The organism is Enterococcus sp. DIV0086, assembly GCF_050498705.1.
In the GTDB taxonomy this organism is placed as follows: Bacteria; Bacillota; Bacilli; order Lactobacillales; family Enterococcaceae; genus Enterococcus; species Enterococcus faecalis.
Genome location: NZ_JBNIDN010000001.1, coordinates 1,465,691 through 1,485,750, shown reverse-complemented (window position 1 = coordinate 1,485,750; position 20,060 = coordinate 1,465,691). Strand labels below are relative to the sequence as shown.

The window sequence follows — 20,060 nt, the reverse complement described above, 5'->3', positions numbered from 1 at the left end:
CTTAAAAACTGCTAAAGTCCAGTGCTAACCTTATTTAGGTACGCCGTTTTCAAATAAACTTGTACTATGAACTGGTTGACGTCGAGCATCGGGCCGTAAGTAATGTAAAGCATTATTTACGGCAGTAGGTGCCTCACCAAATCCTGTAGCGATTAATTTCACTTTTCCCTCATAGGAACAGATATCCCCTACAGCGTATACACCAGGAATGTTAGTTGACATATCGGAATGAACATTAATAGCATTTCTAGAAACGTCTAATCCCCATTCTTTGAGGTGTGTTAAAGAAGAAGTGAAGCCATAATTGATAATTAAATCATCCAGAGGGAGATCCAATGTTTGGTCACCTTTTGTCTCCGTTAATTGGATGCCTGTGAACGTTTCATTTTCCTTTAAAATATCACTAATGATATAAGGAGTTCTGATAGAAACGCTAGATTTTTCTAGTTGTTCCACGCTATGTTCGTGGCCGCGAAATTGTGGGCGACGATGGATAATAGATACTTCTTCTGCAACGTTTTCTAGCATTAAAGCCCAGTCAATTGCGGAATCGCCGCCACCAGCAATCGCAACTTTTTTGCCAGCGAATTTTTTCATGTCAGTCACATAATAATGGATTGACTCACCTTCAAAGGCTTCAACATTTTCGATAGCTAAACGTCGAGGTTGGAAAGCGCCGTTACCAATCGCAAAGATAACCGTTTTAGAATAATGTGTGCCTTTAGTTGTGTCTAAGCGCAAAAGTCCATCTGCTTCCTGTGCAAGGTGTGTGACCTCTTCTTCCAAACAAACATCGTGCTGAAATGGCTGCATCTGTTTTTCCAAATTGGCAATTAACTCACCGGCTTTAATAGCAGGGAATCCAGGAATATCATAAATATATTTTTCGGGATACAGCATTGTTAGCTGACCACCTAATTGCGGCAGGCTATCAATGATTTTCGTTTTCGCTTTACGAATTCCCGCATAAAAAGCGGCAAATAATCCAACAGGACCGCCGCCGATAATTGTTAAATCATAAATATCTTTTTCATCAGACATTTGAAAATTCCTCCTAATTCATTTAGGGTTGAGACAACTATTGATCGTTTTGCGAACACTTCACAAAATAGCACGGCTTTTCGAAAAAAGCAAGTTTGGCTAACGAATCAAAGCATTCTTTAATCATTGGAAAAAGATCATAGCAATTTTCAGCATTTTTCGATATGATGGAACTATAAAATAATTATCTAGGAGGACATTCTCATGTCACAATTTCCACAATTAGATTTAGAAAATGCTAAAGGCCCAAAAGCGGTCATTAAAACAAACCGAGGCGACATCACTGTTCAATTATTCCCAGAACAAGCGCCTAAAACGGTTGAAAATTTTGTTGAATTAGCGAAAAAGGGCTACTATGATGGCGTTATTTTCCATCGTGTGATTCCTGATTTTATGATTCAAGGCGGTGACCCAACCGGAACAGGAATGGGCGGCGAAAGTATTTATGGAGAAGCATTTGAGGATGAATTTTCTCGGGATGTTTTCAATTTGCGTGGCGCATTGTCAATGGCAAATGCTGGTCCTAACACAAATGGTAGCCAATTCTTTGTTGTTACTAATCAAAATGTTCCAGCTCAAATGATGAGTCAGTTAGAAGACGCTGGTTTTCCAGAAGAAATTATTGAAGCTTACAAACAAGGCGGAACACCTTGGTTAGACTTCCGTCATACTGTTTTTGGTCATGTTGTTGATGGTATGGATGTAGTGGATGAAATTGGTGGAGTCCAACGGGATGCCCAAGACCGTCCAACATTTGACGTCGTGATGGACACAGTTGAAATCATTGGTGAATAAGTTTAACCAATTGAAAAAGAGAGTACCAACGAGGGACAAATTCGTTGGTACTCTTTATTTTTTTCTTAAAACGACTAACTTTTTTTTAAAAGCATCCAAATCGCTTCTTTTAATGAAGTCTTTATAGGATACTGAGTTAAAGAATAGAAGGAGAGGAAGCGAATTTGTTAGAAAAATACAGATATCCAATGGCCTTGGCTTTGTTTGCAGTAATACTCCCATTTATAGGAACGTTTTTTACGTATGTAGATCAGCAAGGAATCGTTCATGAACCAGGATTTTATACAATAATAATTGGAGAAATTTTACTTCTATTTTCAGGTATCTGGTTCGTCAGAGTTTATTTAGCTAAACGCAAAAGAAAGAATTAAAAACAGCTGTCCTAAAAACTAGGACAGCTGTTTTTAATTAAAGGCTTTTTTGATACGTAAAAGGCCTTCTTCGAGAGTTTCTTTTGAACAAGCTAAGTTTAAACGCATGTGTTGAGAACCTTGGGGACCAAAACTAATTCCTGGATTTAGAACCACTTTCCCCTTATGAATTAAGGTATCGCGAAGTTCTCGATCCGTTAGTGAATAAGAACTAAAGTCTAACCATAAAAGATAGGTCCCTTCAGGCTCCATTACACGAACGCTAGGCATCTCTTCACGGAAAAAAGAAAGGGCAAAATCAATATTTTCTTTTAAATAATCAAGTAATGCCGTTAGCCATTCCTCCCCTGTTTGATAGGCAGCTGCCGTTCCAACGTAGCCAAAAGTATTGATGCCGCCTTGATGATTTTTGTCTTGTAAAGATACGAAAGATTGCCGTAGTTTTTCATTAGGAATGAACAGCATTGAATTTTTAATCCCCGCTAAATTAAAGGTTTTGGTTGCCGCTGTTAAGGTAACAGTGAATTCCTTAAATGCTTCATCAGCGACAGTGAAGGAAGTGAAGGTATGCGGTTTGAAAATCAAATCCTGATGAATTTCATCGCTAACCACAGTTACTTGGTGTTTTTGGCATAAACGGCCAATTGCTAGCAATTCTTCTTTTATCCAAACACGTCCACCAGGATTATGGGGATTACAAAAAAGTAACAGTTTCACCTTTTCTTCGATTATCTGTTGTTCCATTTTAACCAAATCAACTTCATAATGTCCGTTAACTTCTAGTAAGGAATGTCGCACGAGTCTACGCTCATTTTGTTTTACCACATCTGCAAAAGGGGGGTAGACTGGATCACAAATCATGACAGAATCAGCAGGTGCTGTATACGCTTGAACGGCTGTGGCCAAACTGGGTACCACGCCACTATTAAACAAAATTTCTTCTTTTTCAACAATCAATTGATGGTGTTGCCGTTGCCAATCTTGAATTGCTTGATACAGTTCATTAGGTGCCACCGCATATCCTAGAATGCCCTGTTCAATAACTTGTGACAAGGCATCAAGAATAGGCTGATGTACTTTGAAATCCATATCAGCAACCCATAAAGGTAGTAAATCTTTTTCGTGGTAACTCGTTTCAACGGTGTCCCATTTAACACAATTCGTGTGGCGACGCTCAATGGTTTCATTAAAATTAAACATAAGATAACTCCTTTTCTTCTATATAAAGTCTTACTTCCTATAGTATAGTAGATTTTGCTTAAAAGATGAAACAATAGTTTTAACAACTAGGGAAGAAATAATGCACAAACGTTGAAAAAATGCTATTATTTTAAATGAGTAGAAACGGAAAAAGAAATTTATCGTATGAAAAGAGGAAATTTGATGAAGTACAAAATTGGTATGGTACTTTCTGGCACAATTACCGGACTTCAACCATATGGCGCATTTGTTTCTTTAGACGAAGAAACACAAGGACTGATTCATGTTTCGGAAGTACAAGCTGGCTTTACTAAAAATATCCATGGACTCTTAACTGTTGGACAAAAAGTAACCGTTCAAGTTATTGATGTTGATGAATATTCTCAAAAGATTAGCTTATCTTTACGAACCCTTGAAGACAAAGTTCATTCAGTGAACCATCGACGCAAAAAATATTTTACGGATAAGAATAAAAAAATTGGCTTTGCAACCTTAGACAAAGAACTTCCAGAATGGATTGATGAAGCAATGGATAAGTTGCTTGAAAAATAATTCTGTATTTTTTCAGAAAGTGTGTTACAATTTCTTTTGTTAGTGAATCTAAAAATTAATTGAGGTGGATGTCGTGTCTAACAAAAAAGTCGCTGGAACAATCATACTGAACTTAAACGATGGTAGTAAAAAATTTTTGATGCATCCAATAGGTGAAGCGATTGAGTTTGCGATGGCAAAAGTTTCTGATGAGATGACGGGTTTAGCTAGTATGCTACAATGGTTCAAAGAAGAGGTTCAATTGGACGTTACTTCAATTAGCTTAGTAGAATTAACTAACGCGCATATCAATAAAGAAAATGTTCCGCTGTTTGTCTTCGAGATGGATGAACAAGCACTTAAAAATGAAATGGATAAAGACTATACATGGGTAGCACCTGCAGAATTAAAAACGATTTGGTCAAAATATCATATTGAAGGTGTCCCAATGTTTTAAACAAAAAAGAAAGAATCTGTCGATAATCGAACAGATTCTTTCTTTTTTTATGTTGTATGTAAAAAGGTTAATCGAACTATTTCAAATATATGATTCAAATTGTTCGATTTTTAGTAAGGAATTAAACTGTTTTGATAGACAATTAGGATTTAAAAAGTTTAAAAACGAAATAATTGAAAAGAATGAAAACAGATTGAAAACTTCTTTTAATTTTTTTGAAAAAAAGTGTTGACCAAACATCAAAATCTTGATATATTATTACATGTCGCAAGGCGAGTCACACAGCTGAGCGATTCAGAAATCAATAATTAAATAACAATTCTTGATTTCAAATCTCTCGAAAAAAGTTTGAAAAAACAACAAAAAAGTTGTTGACAAATAACAAACGAGATGATAAGATATAGAAGTTGTCACAACAGATGACAACAACCGAGCAAAACAACTTAAAAAAACTTTTTTAAAAAAGTTCTTGACATTCAAACGAAAGTTTGTTATGATATAAAAGTTGCTGCGAGGTAACGTAGACCTTTGAAAACTGAACAAAGAATAGACGAACCAAATGTGTAGGGCGTCTTGATTCAATTCGAGACAACAAACATTTTTAACAAGCAAGCAATATGCTAGCAAACAAATTGAGCTTAACAATCGAAAGATTGTTCTAACTTTTATTATGAGAGTTTGATCCTGGCTCAGGACGAACGCTGGCGGCGTGCCTAATACATGCAAGTCGAACGCTTCTTTCCTCCCGAGTGCTTGCACTCAATTGGAAAGAGGAGTGGCGGACGGGTGAGTAACACGTGGGTAACCTACCCATCAGAGGGGGATAACACTTGGAAACAGGTGCTAATACCGCATAACAGTTTATGCCGCATGGCATAAGAGTGAAAGGCGCTTTCGGGTGTCGCTGATGGATGGACCCGCGGTGCATTAGCTAGTTGGTGAGGTAACGGCTCACCAAGGCCACGATGCATAGCCGACCTGAGAGGGTGATCGGCCACACTGGGACTGAGACACGGCCCAGACTCCTACGGGAGGCAGCAGTAGGGAATCTTCGGCAATGGACGAAAGTCTGACCGAGCAACGCCGCGTGAGTGAAGAAGGTTTTCGGATCGTAAAACTCTGTTGTTAGAGAAGAACAAGGACGTTAGTAACTGAACGTCCCCTGACGGTATCTAACCAGAAAGCCACGGCTAACTACGTGCCAGCAGCCGCGGTAATACGTAGGTGGCAAGCGTTGTCCGGATTTATTGGGCGTAAAGCGAGCGCAGGCGGTTTCTTAAGTCTGATGTGAAAGCCCCCGGCTCAACCGGGGAGGGTCATTGGAAACTGGGAGACTTGAGTGCAGAAGAGGAGAGTGGAATTCCATGTGTAGCGGTGAAATGCGTAGATATATGGAGGAACACCAGTGGCGAAGGCGGCTCTCTGGTCTGTAACTGACGCTGAGGCTCGAAAGCGTGGGGAGCAAACAGGATTAGATACCCTGGTAGTCCACGCCGTAAACGATGAGTGCTAAGTGTTGGAGGGTTTCCGCCCTTCAGTGCTGCAGCAAACGCATTAAGCACTCCGCCTGGGGAGTACGACCGCAAGGTTGAAACTCAAAGGAATTGACGGGGGCCCGCACAAGCGGTGGAGCATGTGGTTTAATTCGAAGCAACGCGAAGAACCTTACCAGGTCTTGACATCCTTTGACCACTCTAGAGATAGAGCTTTTCCCTTCGGGGACAAAGTGACAGGTGGTGCATGGTTGTCGTCAGCTCGTGTCGTGAGATGTTGGGTTAAGTCCCGCAACGAGCGCAACCCTTATTGTTAGTTGCCATCATTTAGTTGGGCACTCTAGCGAGACTGCCGGTGACAAACCGGAGGAAGGTGGGGATGACGTCAAATCATCATGCCCCTTATGACCTGGGCTACACACGTGCTACAATGGGAAGTACAACGAGTCGCTAGACCGCGAGGTCATGCAAATCTCTTAAAGCTTCTCTCAGTTCGGATTGCAGGCTGCAACTCGCCTGCATGAAGCCGGAATCGCTAGTAATCGCGGATCAGCACGCCGCGGTGAATACGTTCCCGGGCCTTGTACACACCGCCCGTCACACCACGAGAGTTTGTAACACCCGAAGTCGGTGAGGTAACCTTTTTGGGAGCCAGCCGCCTAAGGTGGGATAGATGATTGGGGTGAAGTCGTAACAAGGTAGCCGTATCGGAAGGTGCGGCTGGATCACCTCCTTTCTAAGGAATATTACGGAAATACACATTTCGTCTTTACTTTGTTCAGTTTTGAGAGGTCTACTCTCAATCAAATAAATTCGGGGCCTTAGCTCAGCTGGGAGAGCGCCTGCTTTGCACGCAGGAGGTCAGCGGTTCGATCCCGCTAGGCTCCATTGATAGCTTTTGCTATCAGATTCGTTCATTGAAAACTGGATATTGAAGTAAAAAGAATCAAAACAAACCGAGAACACCGCGTTGAATGAGTTTTTTAATAAGTTCAATTGCTTATTTATTGATTAACCTTCTATCGCTAGAAGAAGTGATCAAGACCCAACCGTAAGGTTGATAAGGTTAAGTGAATAAGGGCGCACGGTGGATGCCTTGGCACTAGGAGCCGATGAAGGACGGGACTAACACCGATATGCTTTGGGGAGCTGTAAGTAAGCTATGATCCAGAGATTTCCGAATGGGGAAACCCAATATCTTTTATAGGATATTACTTTTCAGTGAATACATAGCTGATTAGAGGTAGACGCAGAGAACTGAAACATCTTAGTACCTGCAGGAAGAGAAAGAAAATTCGATTCCCTGAGTAGCGGCGAGCGAAACGGGAAGAGCCCAAACCAACAAGCTTGCTTGTTGGGGTTGTAGGACTCCAATATGGTAGTCTGTTAGTATAGTTGAAGGATTTGGAAAATTCCGCTAAAGAGGGTGAAAGCCCCGTAGACGAAATGCTGACAACACCTAGGAGGATCCTGAGTACGGCGGAACACGAGAAATTCCGTCGGAATCCGCGGGGACCATCCCGCAAGGCTAAATACTCCCTAGTGACCGATAGTGAACCAGTACCGTGAGGGAAAGGTGAAAAGCACCCCGGAAGGGGAGTGAAATAGATCCTGAAACCGTGTGCCTACAACAAGTCAAAGCTCGTTAATGAGTGATGGCGTGCCTTTTGTAGAATGAACCGGCGAGTTACGATTGCATGCGAGGTTAAGTCGAAGAGACGGAGCCGCAGCGAAAGCGAGTCTGAATAGGGCGAATGAGTATGTAGTCGTAGACCCGAAACCATGTGATCTACCCATGTCCAGGTTGAAGGTGCGGTAAAACGCACTGGAGGACCGAACCCACGTACGTTGAAAAGTGCGGGGATGAGGTGTGGGTAGCGGAGAAATTCCAAACGAACTTGGAGATAGCTGGTTCTCTCCGAAATAGCTTTAGGGCTAGCCTCGGAATTGAGAATGATGGAGGTAGAGCACTGTTTGGACTAGGGGCCCATCTCGGGTTACCGAATTCAGATAAACTCCGAATGCCATTCATTTATATCCGGGAGTCAGACTGCGAGTGATAAGATCCGTAGTCGAAAGGGAAACAGCCCAGACCACCAGCTAAGGTCCCAAAATATATGTTAAGTGGAAAAGGATGTGGGGTTGCACAGACAACTAGGATGTTGGCTTAGAAGCAGCCACCATTTAAAGAGTGCGTAATAGCTCACTAGTCGAGTGACCCTGCGCCGAAAATGTACCGGGGCTAAACATATTACCGAAGCTGTGGACTACACCATTAGGTGTAGTGGTAGGAGAGCGTTCTAAGGGCGTTGAAGGTCGATCGTGAGGACGGCTGGAGCGCTTAGAAGTGAGAATGCCGGTATGAGTAGCGAAAGACAGGTGAGAATCCTGTCCACCGTATGACTAAGGTTTCCTGGGGAAGGCTCGTCCGCCCAGGGTTAGTCGGGACCTAAGCCGAGGCCGATAGGCGTAGGCGATGGACAACAGGTTGATATTCCTGTACCAGTTGTTTTTGTTTGAGCAATGGAGGGACGCAGTAGGCTAAGGAATACATGCGATTGGAAGTGCATGTCCAAGCAATGAGTCTTGAGTAGAGTTAAATGCTTTACTCTTTAAGGACAAGTTGTGACGGGGAGCGAAATAATAGTAGCGAAGTTCCTGATGTCACACTGCCAAGAAAAGCTTCTAGTGAGAAAACAACTGCCCGTACCGTAAACCGACACAGGTAGTCGAGGAGAGTATCCTAAGGTGAGCGAGCGAACTCTCGTTAAGGAACTCGGCAAAATGACCCCGTAACTTCGGGAGAAGGGGTGCTGACTTCGGTCAGCCGCAGTGAATAGGCCCAAGCGACTGTTTATCAAAAACACAGGTCTCTGCAAAATCGTAAGATGAAGTATAGGGGCTGACGCCTGCCCGGTGCTGGAAGGTTAAGAGGATGGGTTAGCTTCGGCGAAGCTCAGAATTGAAGCCCCAGTAAACGGCGGCCGTAACTATAACGGTCCTAAGGTAGCGAAATTCCTTGTCGGGTAAGTTCCGACCCGCACGAAAGGCGTAACGATTTGGGCACTGTCTCAACGAGAGACTCGGTGAAATTTTAGTACCTGTGAAGATGCAGGTTACCCGCGACAGGACGGAAAGACCCCATGGAGCTTTACTGTAGTTTGATATTGAGTGTTTGTACCACATGTACAGGATAGGTAGGAGCCGATGAGACCGGAACGCTAGTTTCGGAGGAGGCGCTGGTGGGATACTACCCTTGTGTTATGAACCCTCTAACCCGCACCACTAATCGTGGTGGGAGACAGTGTCAGATGGGCAGTTTGACTGGGGCGGTCGCCTCCTAAAAGGTAACGGAGGCGCCCAAAGGTTCCCTCAGAATGGTTGGAAATCATTCGAAGAGTGTAAAGGCAGAAGGGAGCTTGACTGCGAGACCTACAAGTCGAGCAGGGACGAAAGTCGGGCTTAGTGATCCGGTGGTTCCGCATGGAAGGGCCATCGCTCAACGGATAAAAGCTACCCTGGGGATAACAGGCTTATCTCCCCCAAGAGTCCACATCGACGGGGAGGTTTGGCACCTCGATGTCGGCTCGTCGCATCCTGGGGCTGTAGTCGGTCCCAAGGGTTGGGCTGTTCGCCCATTAAAGCGGCACGCGAGCTGGGTTCAGAACGTCGTGAGACAGTTCGGTCCCTATCCGTCGCGGGCGTTGGAAATTTGAGAGGAGCTGTCCTTAGTACGAGAGGACCGGGATGGACTTACCGCTGGTGTACCAGTTGTTCTGCCAAGGGCATTGCTGGGTAGCTATGTAGGGAAGGGATAAACGCTGAAAGCATCTAAGTGTGAAGCCCACCTCAAGATGAGATTTCCCATTTCTTTAAGAAAGTAAGACCCCTGAGAGATGATCAGGTAGATAGGTTGGAAGTGGAAGGCTAGTGATAGTTGGAGCGGACCAATACTAATCGGTCGAGGACTTAACCAAAGAATGGATAAGTAAAAGCAACTTGGTTATTTTGATTCAAACTTCAATCCAGTTTTGAGTGAATGAAGATTCAACTCAATAAGAAACAACACCCAGTGTGGTGGCGATAGCGAGAAGGATACACCTGTTCCCATGCCGAACACAGAAGTTAAGCTTCTTAGCGCCGATTGTAGTGAAGGGTTTCCCTTTGTGAGAGTAGGACGTCGCCACGCGATTATTCCGGCATAGCTCAGTTGGTAGTAGCGCATGACTGTTAATCATGATGTCGTAGGTTCGAGTCCTACTGCCGGAGTTGAGCAAAAGCAAAAACCAACTTGGTTTTTGCTTTTTTTGTTTTATTCACTATTTTTTGATAAGCTTGAAGAAGGGACTTTAAAAACATTTATAAGATTAAAAGGATCCTACCGAAGAATGAATACATCAAATTTTAGCTATGGTATAATGTGTTTATTATAGTTAGTAAAGCAGAAAAGGAGGAGCGGGTTTGAAAATATTGTTATATTTTGAAGGTGAGAAAATCTTAGCTAAATCAGGTATTGGTCGAGCATTAGATCACCAGAAACGAGCGCTCTCTGAAGTTGGAATAGAATATACATTAGATGCTGATTGCAGTGACTATGATATATTGCATATTAATACATATGGCGTAAATAGCCATCGTATGGTCAGAAAAGCACGTAAACTAGGAAAAAAAGTTATTTATCATGCCCATTCGACAGAAGAAGATTTTCGTAATTCCTTTATTGGGTCTAATCAACTGGCACCATTAGTAAAAAAATATCTTATCAGTTTGTACTCCAAAGCGGATCATTTAATTACACCAACACCGTATTCTAAAACATTGCTAGAAGGATATGGCATTAAAGTGCCTATTTCGGCGATCTCAAATGGTATTGATTTATCACGCTTTTATCCTTCAGAAGAAAAGGAACAAAAATTCCGAGAATATTTTAAAATAGATGAAGAGAAAAAAGTAATTATTTGTGTGGGATTATTTTTTGAACGTAAAGGAATCACTGATTTTATTGAAGTTGCGCGACAGTTACCAGAGTATCAATTTATTTGGTTTGGTGATACACCAATGTATTCTATCCCAAAAAATATTCGACAATTAGTTAAAGAAGATCATCCAGAAAATGTTATTTTCCCAGGTTATATTAAAGGAGATGTCATCGAAGGGGCCTATGCGGCAGCGAATCTCTTCTTTTTCCCTTCGCGTGAAGAAACGGAAGGAATTGTTGTCTTAGAAGCATTAGCTAGTCAGCAACAAGTTTTAGTGCGTGATATTCCAGTTTATCAAGGCTGGCTAGTAGCTAATGAAAATTGTTATATGGGTCATTCTATTGAAGAATTTAAAAAATATATTGAAGGCTTATTAGAAGGGAAAATACCTAGCACTAGAGAAGCAGGCTATCAAGTAGCAGAGCAAAGAAGTATCAAGCAAATTGGTTACGAGTTAAAAGAAGTCTACGAAACAGTCTTATCTTAACAAATATTGAAGGCAGTTATTGTTAGATGAAATGGAGGTAATGAGAGTGAAAATTGGTTTTTTTACTGATACGTATTTCCCGCAAGTGAGTGGGGTAGCGACTTCTATTAAGACCTTAAAAGATGAATTAGAAAAGCACGGCCATGAAGTGTATATTTTTACGACAACCGATCCTAACGCGACTGATTTTGAAGAAGATGTCATACGAATGCCTAGTGTGCCATTCGTATCTTTTAAAGATCGCCGAGTAGTGGTTCGCGGCATGTGGTACGCCTATTTAATTGCCAAAGAATTGGAATTAGATTTAATTCATACACATACTGAATTTGGTGCGGGTATTTTAGGGAAAATGGTTGGGAAAAAAATGAAAATTCCTGTCATCCATACGTATCATACGATGTATGAAGATTACTTACATTATATTGCTAAAGGAAAAGTTGTCCGTCCATCACATGTTAAATTCTTTTCAAGAGTGTTTACAAATCATACGACAGGTGTTGTTTGTCCCAGTGAACGTGTAATTGAAAAATTACGGGATTATGGAGTGACCGCACCAATGAGAATTATTCCAACAGGGATCGAAATTGATAAGTTTTTACGTCCCGATATTACTGAAGAAATGATCGCTGGAATGCGTCAACAACTAGGTATTGAAGAGCAACAGATTATGTTGTTATCGTTAAGTCGAATTTCTTATGAAAAAAATATTCAAGCAATTATTCAAGGATTACCACAAATTATTGAAAAATTACCACAAACTCGTTTAGTAATAGTTGGAAATGGTCCCTATCTAGAGGATTTAAAAGAATTAGCAGAAGAACTAGAAGTCAGTGAATACGTTCAATTTACGGGTGAAGTGCCAAATGAAGAAGTCGCGATTTATTATAAAGCTGCTGACTATTTTGTCAGCGCCTCAACGTCGGAAACACAAGGCTTAACTTATACAGAAGCGATGGCTGCTGGTGTTCAATGTGTTGCAGAAGGGAACGCCTATTTAAATAATTTATTTGATCATGAAAGCTTAGGCAAAACTTTTAAGACAGACAGTGATTTTGCTCCAACATTGATTGACTATATACAAGCAAATATTAAAATGGACCAAACTATTTTAGATGAAAAATTATTTGAAATTTCTTCTACAAACTTTGGCAACAAAATGATTGAATTTTATCAAGACACATTGATTTACTTTGATCAACTTCAAATGGAAAAAGAAAATGCGGACTCAATTAAAAAAATTAAAGTAAAATTTACATCTTTAAGAAAATAAACTGCAAAACTTTCCTCCTTCGTTTATACTGAAGGAGGAAAGTTTTTTATTTTAAGAACGGAGGAAGCTACTATGTCTAAAATCGGCTTTATTGGAACGGGTGTCATGGGAAAATCAATTATTCGTAACATGATGAAAAACAATTTATCTGTCAATGTTTACAATCGAACAAAAAGTAAAACAGATGATTTAGTTGCTGAAGGAGCAGTTTGGTATGATACGCCAAAAGCAATTGCGGAAGCGAGTGATATCATTTTTACAATGGTTGGCTTTCCTTCAGATGTTGAAGGCGTGTATTTTAATGAAACAGGGATTTTTCAAGCAGATCTTACAGGTAAAATAGTAGTAGATTTAACCACAAGTACGCCGACCTTGGCTGAAAAGATTGCCAAAAAAGCAGCAGAAGTGGGTGCTCATGCGTTGGATGCGCCAGTTTCTGGTGGTGACTTAGGTGCTAAAAATGGTACTTTAACAATTATGGTTGGTGGCGATCAAGAAAGTTATGAGACCGTCTTACCAATTTTCAAAACATTTGGTAAAACGTTTATGCTACACGGCTCAGCTGGAAAAGGGCAACACACTAAGATGGCGAATCAGTTAATGATTGCAGGCACAATGACCGGGTTGACTGAAATGCTCGTTTATGCAAATGCGACAGGATTAACTTTAGAAAAAGTTCTGGAAACAGTCGGTGGTGGTAGTGCTGCGAACTGGTCATTAAGTAATTATGGTCCGCGTATTTTAAAAGAAGATTATACGCCAGGCTTTTTTGTTAAACATTTTATCAAAGATTTAAAGATTGCGTTAGATGAAGCAAAAAAACTTGACCTTCCATTGCCAGCGACGCAAAAAGCGACAGAATTATATGAAAGCCTTGCAGATAAAGGGTTTGAAAATGATGGCACACAGGCCTTAATTAAGCTTTGGTGGACAGATGGCAAGCAACCAACGAATAAAAATTAAAGAACAACAAAAAAATCAAAAAAAATGACGAAAAATCATGCAAGTTAGGCAATGTTTTGTTACAATGGTACAGAACTAGTTTGCAAAAGGAGGCCCACTGATGAAACATTCACAACTTGTGGCGATTATTAAGAGACTGGAAGCAATGATCGAAGCAGCAGATAATGAAGTACAAGTACGCCGCTTTGAACGTGAAGGCGTAGAGAAATGTATTGTAAGTTTTGATAAATCAACAGAAACATTTGAATTAACAGAATCTGATACGCACCAAAGCTATCAATTCGATAACATCGATATTGTAGCAATGGAAATTTACGACTTAATTCAATAATTAATCGTCCTACATTTTAATAAGGGAGTGGAGTAGAAGCACCAAAGCTTCTGGTTCACTCTCTTCTCGTATTATCCAGTCAAGTTGTAGCAATAGCTTAGTGGGAGTTTGAGAATTATATAACAAAAATCACTGGCACTTCTCAATCAGGGGAGTGCCAGTGATGCTTTTTAGTTGCACTTCTTTCCTTTTTCTGTGAAAATAGTTTGGGTATCAAAGTAATTGATCCTTTTTTTAAAAGCCTCGTCCCTTGAAAATGCGCCTTTTTTGAAATATTTGAAGAATATTTCATTAAAAATATAGAAAATTCTCTTGCATTCTTTGCTTATTTACGATATAGTTTGAACATCAAATGTTTTGATAATCAAAGTATATGGATGGTGCACAGAATGGAACCTAATTTAGAAACAGTCAACGATTACTTAGTCAGTGTCTTTAATGACATCTTAACGATTGAAGAATCTGAATTGAAAAAATCACAATTTAATGATTTATCCATTACGGAGATGCACACAATCGAAGCAATTGGTATGTACAAGAAAAAAACGTCTTCAGAAGTAGCCAAGGAACTGTCAATTACCGTCGGAACACTTACTGTAGCGATTAACAACTTAGTTAAAAAAGGCTATGTTGAACGTTTGCGTAGTGAAGATGATCGACGTGTAGTAAAGCTTGGCTTAACTAAAAAAGGAAAATTACTTTTTAGAGTCCATCAGCATTTTCATCGTGAAATGGTTAAAAACATTTTGAAAGGCATGGAGCAAGAAGAAGAACAAGCGCTGTTAAGAGCACTAAAAAATCTTCATGATTTCTTGCAAGAATACAAATAAAAAGTGAGGATCCCCATGAAGAATTATGCACGAATTAGTTGTACAAGCCGTTATGTTCCAGAGAATTGTGTCACGAATCACCAACTGAGTGAAATGATGGATACCTCTGATGAATGGATACATTCGCGAACAGGCATTAGTGAACGTCGCATCGTTACGCAAGAAAATACGTCTGATTTATGTCATCAAGTCGCAAAACAGTTATTGGAAAAATCTGGAAAGCAAGCAAGTGAGATTGACTTTATTTTAGTTGCAACAGTGACACCAGATTTCAATATGCCTTCTGTTGCTTGCCAAGTGCAAGGCGCAATTGGCGCCACTGAGGCCTTTGCTTTTGACATCAGTGCAGCGTGTTCTGGTTTTGTCTATGCCTTAAGCATGGCAGAAAAACTAGTCTTAAGTGGTCGTTATCAAACAGGTCTAGTAATTGGTGGCGAAACATTTTCCAAAATGTTGGATTGGACCGATCGCTCCACAGCGGTGCTTTTCGGTGATGGGGCTGCCGGCGTCTTGATTGAAGCGGCTGAGACACCACATTTTCTAAATGAAAAATTACAAGCAGATGGACAACGGTGGGCGGCTTTAACGTCAGGCTACACGATCAACGAAAGTCCTTTTTATCAGGGGCATAAGCAGGCGAGTAAGACGCTACAGATGGAAGGACGTAGTATTTTTGATTTTGCGATTAAAGATGTTTCACAAAATATTTTATCACTCGTGACGGACGAAACCGTGGATTATCTTCTACTACATCAAGCAAATGTGCGCATTATCGATAAAATTGCACGTAAGACGAAGATTTCCCGCGAGAAGTTTTTAACGAATATGGATAAATATGGCAATACCTCAGCTGCTAGTATTCCTATTTTGTTGGATGAAGCAGTTGAAAATGGGACCTTAATTTTAGGTTCCCAACAACGCGTGGTGCTAACAGGATTTGGCGGCGGCTTAACATGGGGCTCACTGCTCCTAACGCTGTAAAAAACTGTTCACATATAAATGAAGAAAATGACTATTTTGGAGGAATATACACATGGTATTTGAAAAAATTCAAGCAATTATCGTAGAAGAATTAGGAAAAGATGCTGAAGAGGTACAATTAACTACAAACATTCAAGAAGAATTAGACGCGGACAGCTTAGATTTATTCCAAATCATTAACGAAATCGAAGATGAATTTGATGTGAAAATCGAAACAGAAGATGGCATTCAAACCGTTCAAGATTTAGTAACATATGTAGAAAAACAACAAGCAAACTAATACATGAAAATAGGGGGCTGGGACATTTAATTGCTAAATGACCCAGTCCCTAAAAAAACAAGTAAATAAGCCGGGAAAATCCTTTTTTACTTGAACGAAGTGTACTTATCTTAGAACTAAAGGACGTATAAAATCAATGAATCAACAGTTATGTGAGTTGCTTGGAATTAATTATCCCATTTTTCAAGGCGGTATGGCTTGGGTAGCCGATGCTTCATTAGCAAGTGCCGTGTCAAACGCTGGTGGATTAGGGATTATTGCTGGCGGCAATGCCCCAAAAGAAGTCGTAAAAAAAGAAATTAAAAAAGTTAAAGAATTAACGGAACAACCCTTTGGTGTCAATATCATGTTACTTTCACCTTTTGCCGATGAAATTGTCGATTTGGTTTGTGAAGAACAGGTTCCTGTCGTAACGACAGGTGCAGGCAATCCAGCCAAATACATGGCTCGTTTTAAAGAACATAACATTAAAGTAATCCCAGTAGTTCCTTCAGTTGCTTTAGCAAAAAGAATGGAAAAAATTGGTGCCGATGCTGTCATTTTTGAAGGAATGGAAGCTGGTGGACATATTGGCAAGTTAACCACTATGAGTGGCTTACCGCAAATCGTTGACGCTGTGTTAATTCCTGTGATTGCAGCAGGTGGGATTGGTGATGGTCGTGGTATGGCTGCTGCCTTTATGTTAGGTGCTGAAGCAGTCCAGTTAGGCACACGTTTTTTAATTGCCAAAGAATGCAACGTTCATCCAGATTATAAACAGAAAGTTTTAAAGGCACGTGATTTAGATGCAGTAATTACCTGTCAACATTTTGGCCATCCAGTGCGTACTTTAAAAAATAAATTAACCGCTCAATATAATCAATTAGAAAAGCAAGAACTCCAAAAAGAAGTGCCTGATTTAGAAATGTTTGAAAAAATTGGTCAGGGCGCTTTGCGCAAAGCTGTCGTTGACGGGGATATGGATTACGGTTCCGTCATGGCGGGACAAATTGCCGGGTTAATAAAAAAAGAAGAAACAGCCCAAGAAATCATTGATTCACTCATGTCTGAATGCAAAGCGATTGTACATAAGATGAATCAGCGTTGGGGCTAAGTGAATAATTTTAACAAAAAATGAGGTGTCGTATGAAAACAGCGATTTTATTTAGTGGACAAGGAGCCCAGTATCAAGGGATGGGTGAAGAATTATATCACCAAGAAGCGATTGTTCGGGAAACTTTCGATGAAGCAAGTCATATCTTAGGTTATGAGATGGCAGAACTTTGTTTTACTGAAAATGAACGTTTAAATGAAACAGAATATACGCAACCTGCTATTTTAACAGTCAGTGTCGCATTTTACCGTCTTTTGCAACAAAAAGGACTAACGCCTGATGTCGTAGCGGGTTTAAGCTTAGGGGAATACAGTGCTTTGGTTGCCAGCGGGGCTTTGCGTTTTTCAGAAGCAGTGGCCTTGGTCCAAAAGCGCGGTCAGTACATGACAGAAGCAGCACCACAAGGAACTGGCAAAATGGTTGCTGTCATGAATGCTGAGCGTGAAGTAATTGAAAAAGCCTGTCAAGAAGCCAGTGCTTTCGGAATTGTGGCTCCAGCAAATTATAATACACCACAACAAATCGTGATTGGTGGTGAGGTTGCTGCTGTTGATCAAGCGATGACACTTCTCAAAGAAGCTGGTGTGAAACGAATGATTCCGTTAAATGTGAGTGGCCCTTTCCATACGGCGCTGTTACAACCAGCATCAAAAAAATTGGCTCAGGATTTAGCAAAATTGAACTTTCAAACGATGCAAATTCCTGTCATTAGTAATACGACTGCCGAAATTATGCCCCAAGAGGCAATTCAAGCGTTATTGGAAGAGCAAGTCATGTCTGCGGTACGTTTTGAAGACAGTATCGAAACGATGAAGGCTATGAACGTGGGAACGATGATTGAAGTTGGTCCAGGGAAAACATTAACTGGTTTTGTTAAAAAAATTGACAAAACAATTGAAATGCACCGTGTGGAAGATGTTGCAACATTAACAGAAACGTTAACAGCACTTACTGGGAGGTAAAAAATGGAATTAACAGGGAAAAACGTATTTATTACTGGAAGCACTCGTGGGATTGGCAAAGCAGTTGCGTTGGCTTTTGCGAAAGAGGGCGCCAATATTGTTTTAAACGGTCGGAGTGAGATTACGCCAGAACAACGACAAGAAATTGAAGCCTTTGGGGTAAAATGTATTGGCCTTTCTGGAGATATTTCCGATTTTGATGCAGCAGGTGAGATGATTCAAGCAACCGTTGACCAATTAGGCTCGATTGATATTCTGGTGAATAACGCTGGGATTACGAATGATAAATTATTATTACGAATGACAAAAGAGGATTTTAATGCCTGTTTAGATATTAACTTGGTAGGAACTTTTAACATGACCCAACAAGCGGTTAAACGTATGATGAAACAACGAAGTGGTCGGATTATTAATATGGCTAGCGTTTCTGGTTTAATGGGAAATGTTGGTCAAGCAAACTACGCTGCGAGTAAAGCGGGTGTCGTTGGTTTTACTAAATCGGTGGCACGAGAAGTTGCGCCGCGCGGTATTACCTGCAATGCGATTGCACCAGGGTTTATCCAAACAGAAATGACGGATGTTTTATCGGAAAAAGTTAAAACACAAATGAATGCGCAAATTCCCTTACAAACGTTTGGGCAAGTCGAAGATGTCGCAGCTACAGCGATTTTCTTAGCTAAAAGTCCCTATATTACTGGGCAAGTCGTGAATGTTGATGGCGGCTTAGTCATGCACGGATAAACGAAAGGAGTCAAAAGGATGAATCGAGTAGTTATTACCGGTTACGGTGTCACCTCGCCGATTGGCAATGAACCTGAGACTTTTTTAGAAAGTTTGAAAACAGGGAAAAATGGTATCGGACCGATTAGTAAATTTGATGTTAGTGAAACAGGTGTCACCTTAGCAGCTGAAGTGAAAGACTTTCCAATGGAAAAATATTTTGTTAAAAAAGATGGCAAACGCATGGATAAGTTTTCGTTATTTGGCATTTATGCGGCCTTAGAAGCAATGGCTATGAGTGGCTTGGATACCAGTCAACTAGATGTGGATCGGTTTGGCGTCATGGTGGGTTCCGGGATTGGTGGTTTAGAAACAATTCAAAATCAAGTAATTCGGATGCACGACAAAGGACCTGAACGTGTGGCACCGTTATTTATTCCAATGGCGATTGGAAACATGGTGGCGGGAAATATTGCTTTACGTGTTGGTGCCAAAGGAATTTGTACTTCAACAGTGACGGCTTGTGCTAGTGCAACTCATTCAATTGGGGAAGCGTTCCGCAATATCAAACATGGCTACTCCGATGTCATTATTGCCGGTGGAGCAGAAGCGCCTATTACAGAAATCGGTATTTCAGGATTTGCTTCCTTGACCGCTTTAACAAAGGCGACTGACCCAGAAAAAGCCTCAATTCCCTTTGATAAAGAACGTAGTGGATTTGTGATGGGAGAAGGAGCGGGTGTCTTTATTTTAGAATCATTAGATCATGCTCTAGAACGAGGCGCAACTATTTTAGGTGAAGTGGTTGGCTATGGTGCTAATTGCGATGCCTATCATATGACATCACCAACACCAGATGGGAGCGGGGCAGCGAAAGCCATGGTACTAGCAATGGAAGAAGCTGGGATTTCTCCAGAAAAAATTGGCTATATTAACGCCCATGGAACAAGCACACAAGCCAATGACAGTGCAGAATCTAAAGCAATTGAATTGGCTTTAGGTGATGCCGCAAAAACGGCGTATGTAAGTAGTACGAAGAGTATGACGGGACATCTCTTAGGCGCCGCTGGTGGAATTGAAGGAATTGCTACCCTAAATGCTTTACAACATCAATTTATTCCGCCAACCATTAATGTGGAAAATCAAGATGAAGCAATTACGGTGAACGTTGTTTTAAACGAAAGCAAAGAGCATAAATTTGATTATGCTTTAAGTAACTCGCTAGGCTTTGGTGGCCACAATGCAGTTATTTGCTTAAAACGCTGGGAGGATTAAC

18 protein-coding genes, 2 tRNA genes and 3 rRNA genes are annotated in these 20,060 nt (G+C 40.8%); 21 read left to right on the top strand and 2 right to left on the bottom strand.

The genetic code is table 11. The annotated features are described in order from the left end of the window. Positions 1–30: 30 nt before the first annotated feature. The gene (locus IGI63_RS07200; protein WP_002368301.1) at positions 31–1,041 is read right to left on the bottom strand and encodes an NAD(P)/FAD-dependent oxidoreductase; all 1,011 of its coding nucleotides are present in this window, start codon (positions 1,039–1,041) and stop codon (positions 31–33) included. Positions 1,042–1,245: 204 nt separating this feature from the next. Between IGI63_RS07200 and IGI63_RS07195 the strand changes: the two genes are divergently transcribed. Further along, positions 1,246–1,836 (top strand): peptidylprolyl isomerase, encoded by a 591-nt coding sequence (locus IGI63_RS07195; protein ID WP_002361120.1) that lies wholly within the window; start codon positions 1,246–1,248, stop codon positions 1,834–1,836. A gap of 164 nt (positions 1,837–2,000) precedes the next feature. Continuing rightward, positions 2,001–2,207: a DUF3955 domain-containing protein gene (locus IGI63_RS07190; RefSeq protein ID WP_002355151.1), complete on the top strand. Its 207-nt coding sequence runs from the start codon at positions 2,001–2,003 to the stop codon at positions 2,205–2,207. Positions 2,208–2,240: 33 nt separating this feature from the next. On the opposite strand, the gene IGI63_RS07185 is transcribed toward IGI63_RS07190, so the two are convergent. Next, a complete protein-coding gene (locus IGI63_RS07185; protein ID WP_429975560.1) occupies positions 2,241–3,407 on the bottom strand; it encodes a MalY/PatB family protein in 1,167 nt (388 codons plus the stop codon). 183 nt (positions 3,408–3,590) lie between these two features. Here IGI63_RS07185 and IGI63_RS07180 point away from each other — a divergent pair, with 183 nt between their 5' ends. The 19 genes from IGI63_RS07180 to fabF all read left to right on the top strand — a co-directional run bounded on the left by IGI63_RS07180 (position 3,591) and on the right by fabF (position 20,059). After that, a complete protein-coding gene (locus IGI63_RS07180) occupies positions 3,591–3,959 on the top strand; it encodes a CvfD/Ygs/GSP13 family RNA-binding post-transcriptional regulator (RefSeq protein WP_002365178.1) in 369 nt (122 codons plus the stop codon). A gap of 64 nt (positions 3,960–4,023) precedes the next feature. After that, the gene (locus IGI63_RS07175; protein WP_002385270.1) at positions 4,024–4,395 is read left to right on the top strand and encodes a hypothetical protein; all 372 of its coding nucleotides are present in this window, start codon (positions 4,024–4,026) and stop codon (positions 4,393–4,395) included. Continuing rightward, entirely contained in the window at positions 4,379–4,627 is a 249-nt protein-coding gene (locus IGI63_RS07170; protein ID WP_429975986.1) for a hypothetical protein, read from the top strand. Before IGI63_RS07175 ends, IGI63_RS07170 begins: the two co-directional genes overlap by 17 nt. A gap of 434 nt (positions 4,628–5,061) precedes the next feature. Next, positions 5,062–6,624: ribosomal RNA gene (locus tag IGI63_RS07165) — 16S ribosomal RNA — on the top strand. A gap of 79 nt (positions 6,625–6,703) precedes the next feature. Beyond that, positions 6,704–6,776 (top strand) — tRNA-Ala (locus IGI63_RS07160). Between the two features lie 176 nt (positions 6,777–6,952). Continuing rightward, a 23S ribosomal RNA gene (locus tag IGI63_RS07155) occupies positions 6,953–9,865 on the top strand. Between the two features lie 96 nt (positions 9,866–9,961). After that, a 5S ribosomal RNA gene (gene rrf, locus IGI63_RS07150) occupies positions 9,962–10,077 on the top strand. Together the 16S, 23S and 5S rRNA genes with 2 tRNA genes alongside form the textbook arrangement of a ribosomal RNA operon. Positions 10,078–10,083: 6 nt before the next feature. Then, positions 10,084–10,157, top strand: a tRNA-Asn gene (locus IGI63_RS07145). A gap of 192 nt (positions 10,158–10,349) precedes the next feature. Next, positions 10,350–11,354, top strand: a complete 1,005-nt coding sequence (gene bgsA, locus IGI63_RS07140; RefSeq protein ID WP_002359375.1) for a cell wall glycolipid biosynthesis glucosyltransferase BgsA — start codon at positions 10,350–10,352, stop codon at positions 11,352–11,354. Between the two features lie 46 nt (positions 11,355–11,400). Beyond that, positions 11,401–12,624 carry a cell wall glycolipid biosynthesis glucosyltransferase BgsB gene (gene bgsB / locus IGI63_RS07135; protein WP_002389260.1) on the top strand — a complete coding sequence of 408 codons (1,224 nt, stop codon included), beginning with the start codon at positions 11,401–11,403 and terminating at the stop codon, positions 12,622–12,624. A 72-nt stretch (positions 12,625–12,696) separates the two neighbouring features. Continuing rightward, positions 12,697–13,587, top strand: coding sequence for an NAD(P)-dependent oxidoreductase (locus IGI63_RS07130; RefSeq protein WP_002359377.1), 891 nt, complete (start codon positions 12,697–12,699; stop codon positions 13,585–13,587). Positions 13,588–13,687: 100 nt separating this feature from the next. Beyond that, positions 13,688–13,918, top strand: coding sequence for a YkuJ family protein (locus IGI63_RS07125; protein WP_002379802.1), 231 nt, complete (start codon positions 13,688–13,690; stop codon positions 13,916–13,918). Between the two features lie 389 nt (positions 13,919–14,307). Then, a complete protein-coding gene (gene fabT / locus IGI63_RS07120) occupies positions 14,308–14,748 on the top strand; it encodes a fatty acid biosynthesis transcriptional regulator FabT (RefSeq protein WP_002362455.1) in 441 nt (146 codons plus the stop codon). Between the two features lie 15 nt (positions 14,749–14,763). Then, on the top strand, positions 14,764–15,729 hold the full coding sequence (locus tag IGI63_RS07115; RefSeq protein WP_002365153.1) for a beta-ketoacyl-ACP synthase III: 966 nt from the start codon (positions 14,764–14,766) through the stop codon (positions 15,727–15,729). Between the two features lie 52 nt (positions 15,730–15,781). Next, positions 15,782–16,009, top strand: a complete 228-nt coding sequence (locus IGI63_RS07110; RefSeq protein WP_002356278.1) for an acyl carrier protein — start codon at positions 15,782–15,784, stop codon at positions 16,007–16,009. A gap of 136 nt (positions 16,010–16,145) precedes the next feature. Beyond that, the gene (gene fabK / locus IGI63_RS07105; RefSeq protein ID WP_033596412.1) at positions 16,146–17,102 is read left to right on the top strand and encodes an enoyl-[acyl-carrier-protein] reductase FabK; all 957 of its coding nucleotides are present in this window, start codon (positions 16,146–16,148) and stop codon (positions 17,100–17,102) included. Between the two features lie 32 nt (positions 17,103–17,134). Further along, entirely contained in the window at positions 17,135–18,064 is a 930-nt protein-coding gene (gene fabD, locus IGI63_RS07100; protein WP_010819607.1) for an ACP S-malonyltransferase, read from the top strand. Positions 18,065–18,067: 3 nt separating this feature from the next. Next, complete coding sequence (gene fabG, locus IGI63_RS07095) at positions 18,068–18,805, top strand: 3-oxoacyl-[acyl-carrier-protein] reductase (RefSeq protein ID WP_002356283.1); 738 nt, start codon at positions 18,068–18,070, stop codon at positions 18,803–18,805. An 18-nt stretch (positions 18,806–18,823) separates the two neighbouring features. After that, positions 18,824–20,059: a beta-ketoacyl-ACP synthase II gene (fabF, locus tag IGI63_RS07090; RefSeq protein ID WP_002356284.1), complete on the top strand. Its 1,236-nt coding sequence runs from the start codon at positions 18,824–18,826 to the stop codon at positions 20,057–20,059. Position 20,060 lies beyond the last annotated feature (1 nt).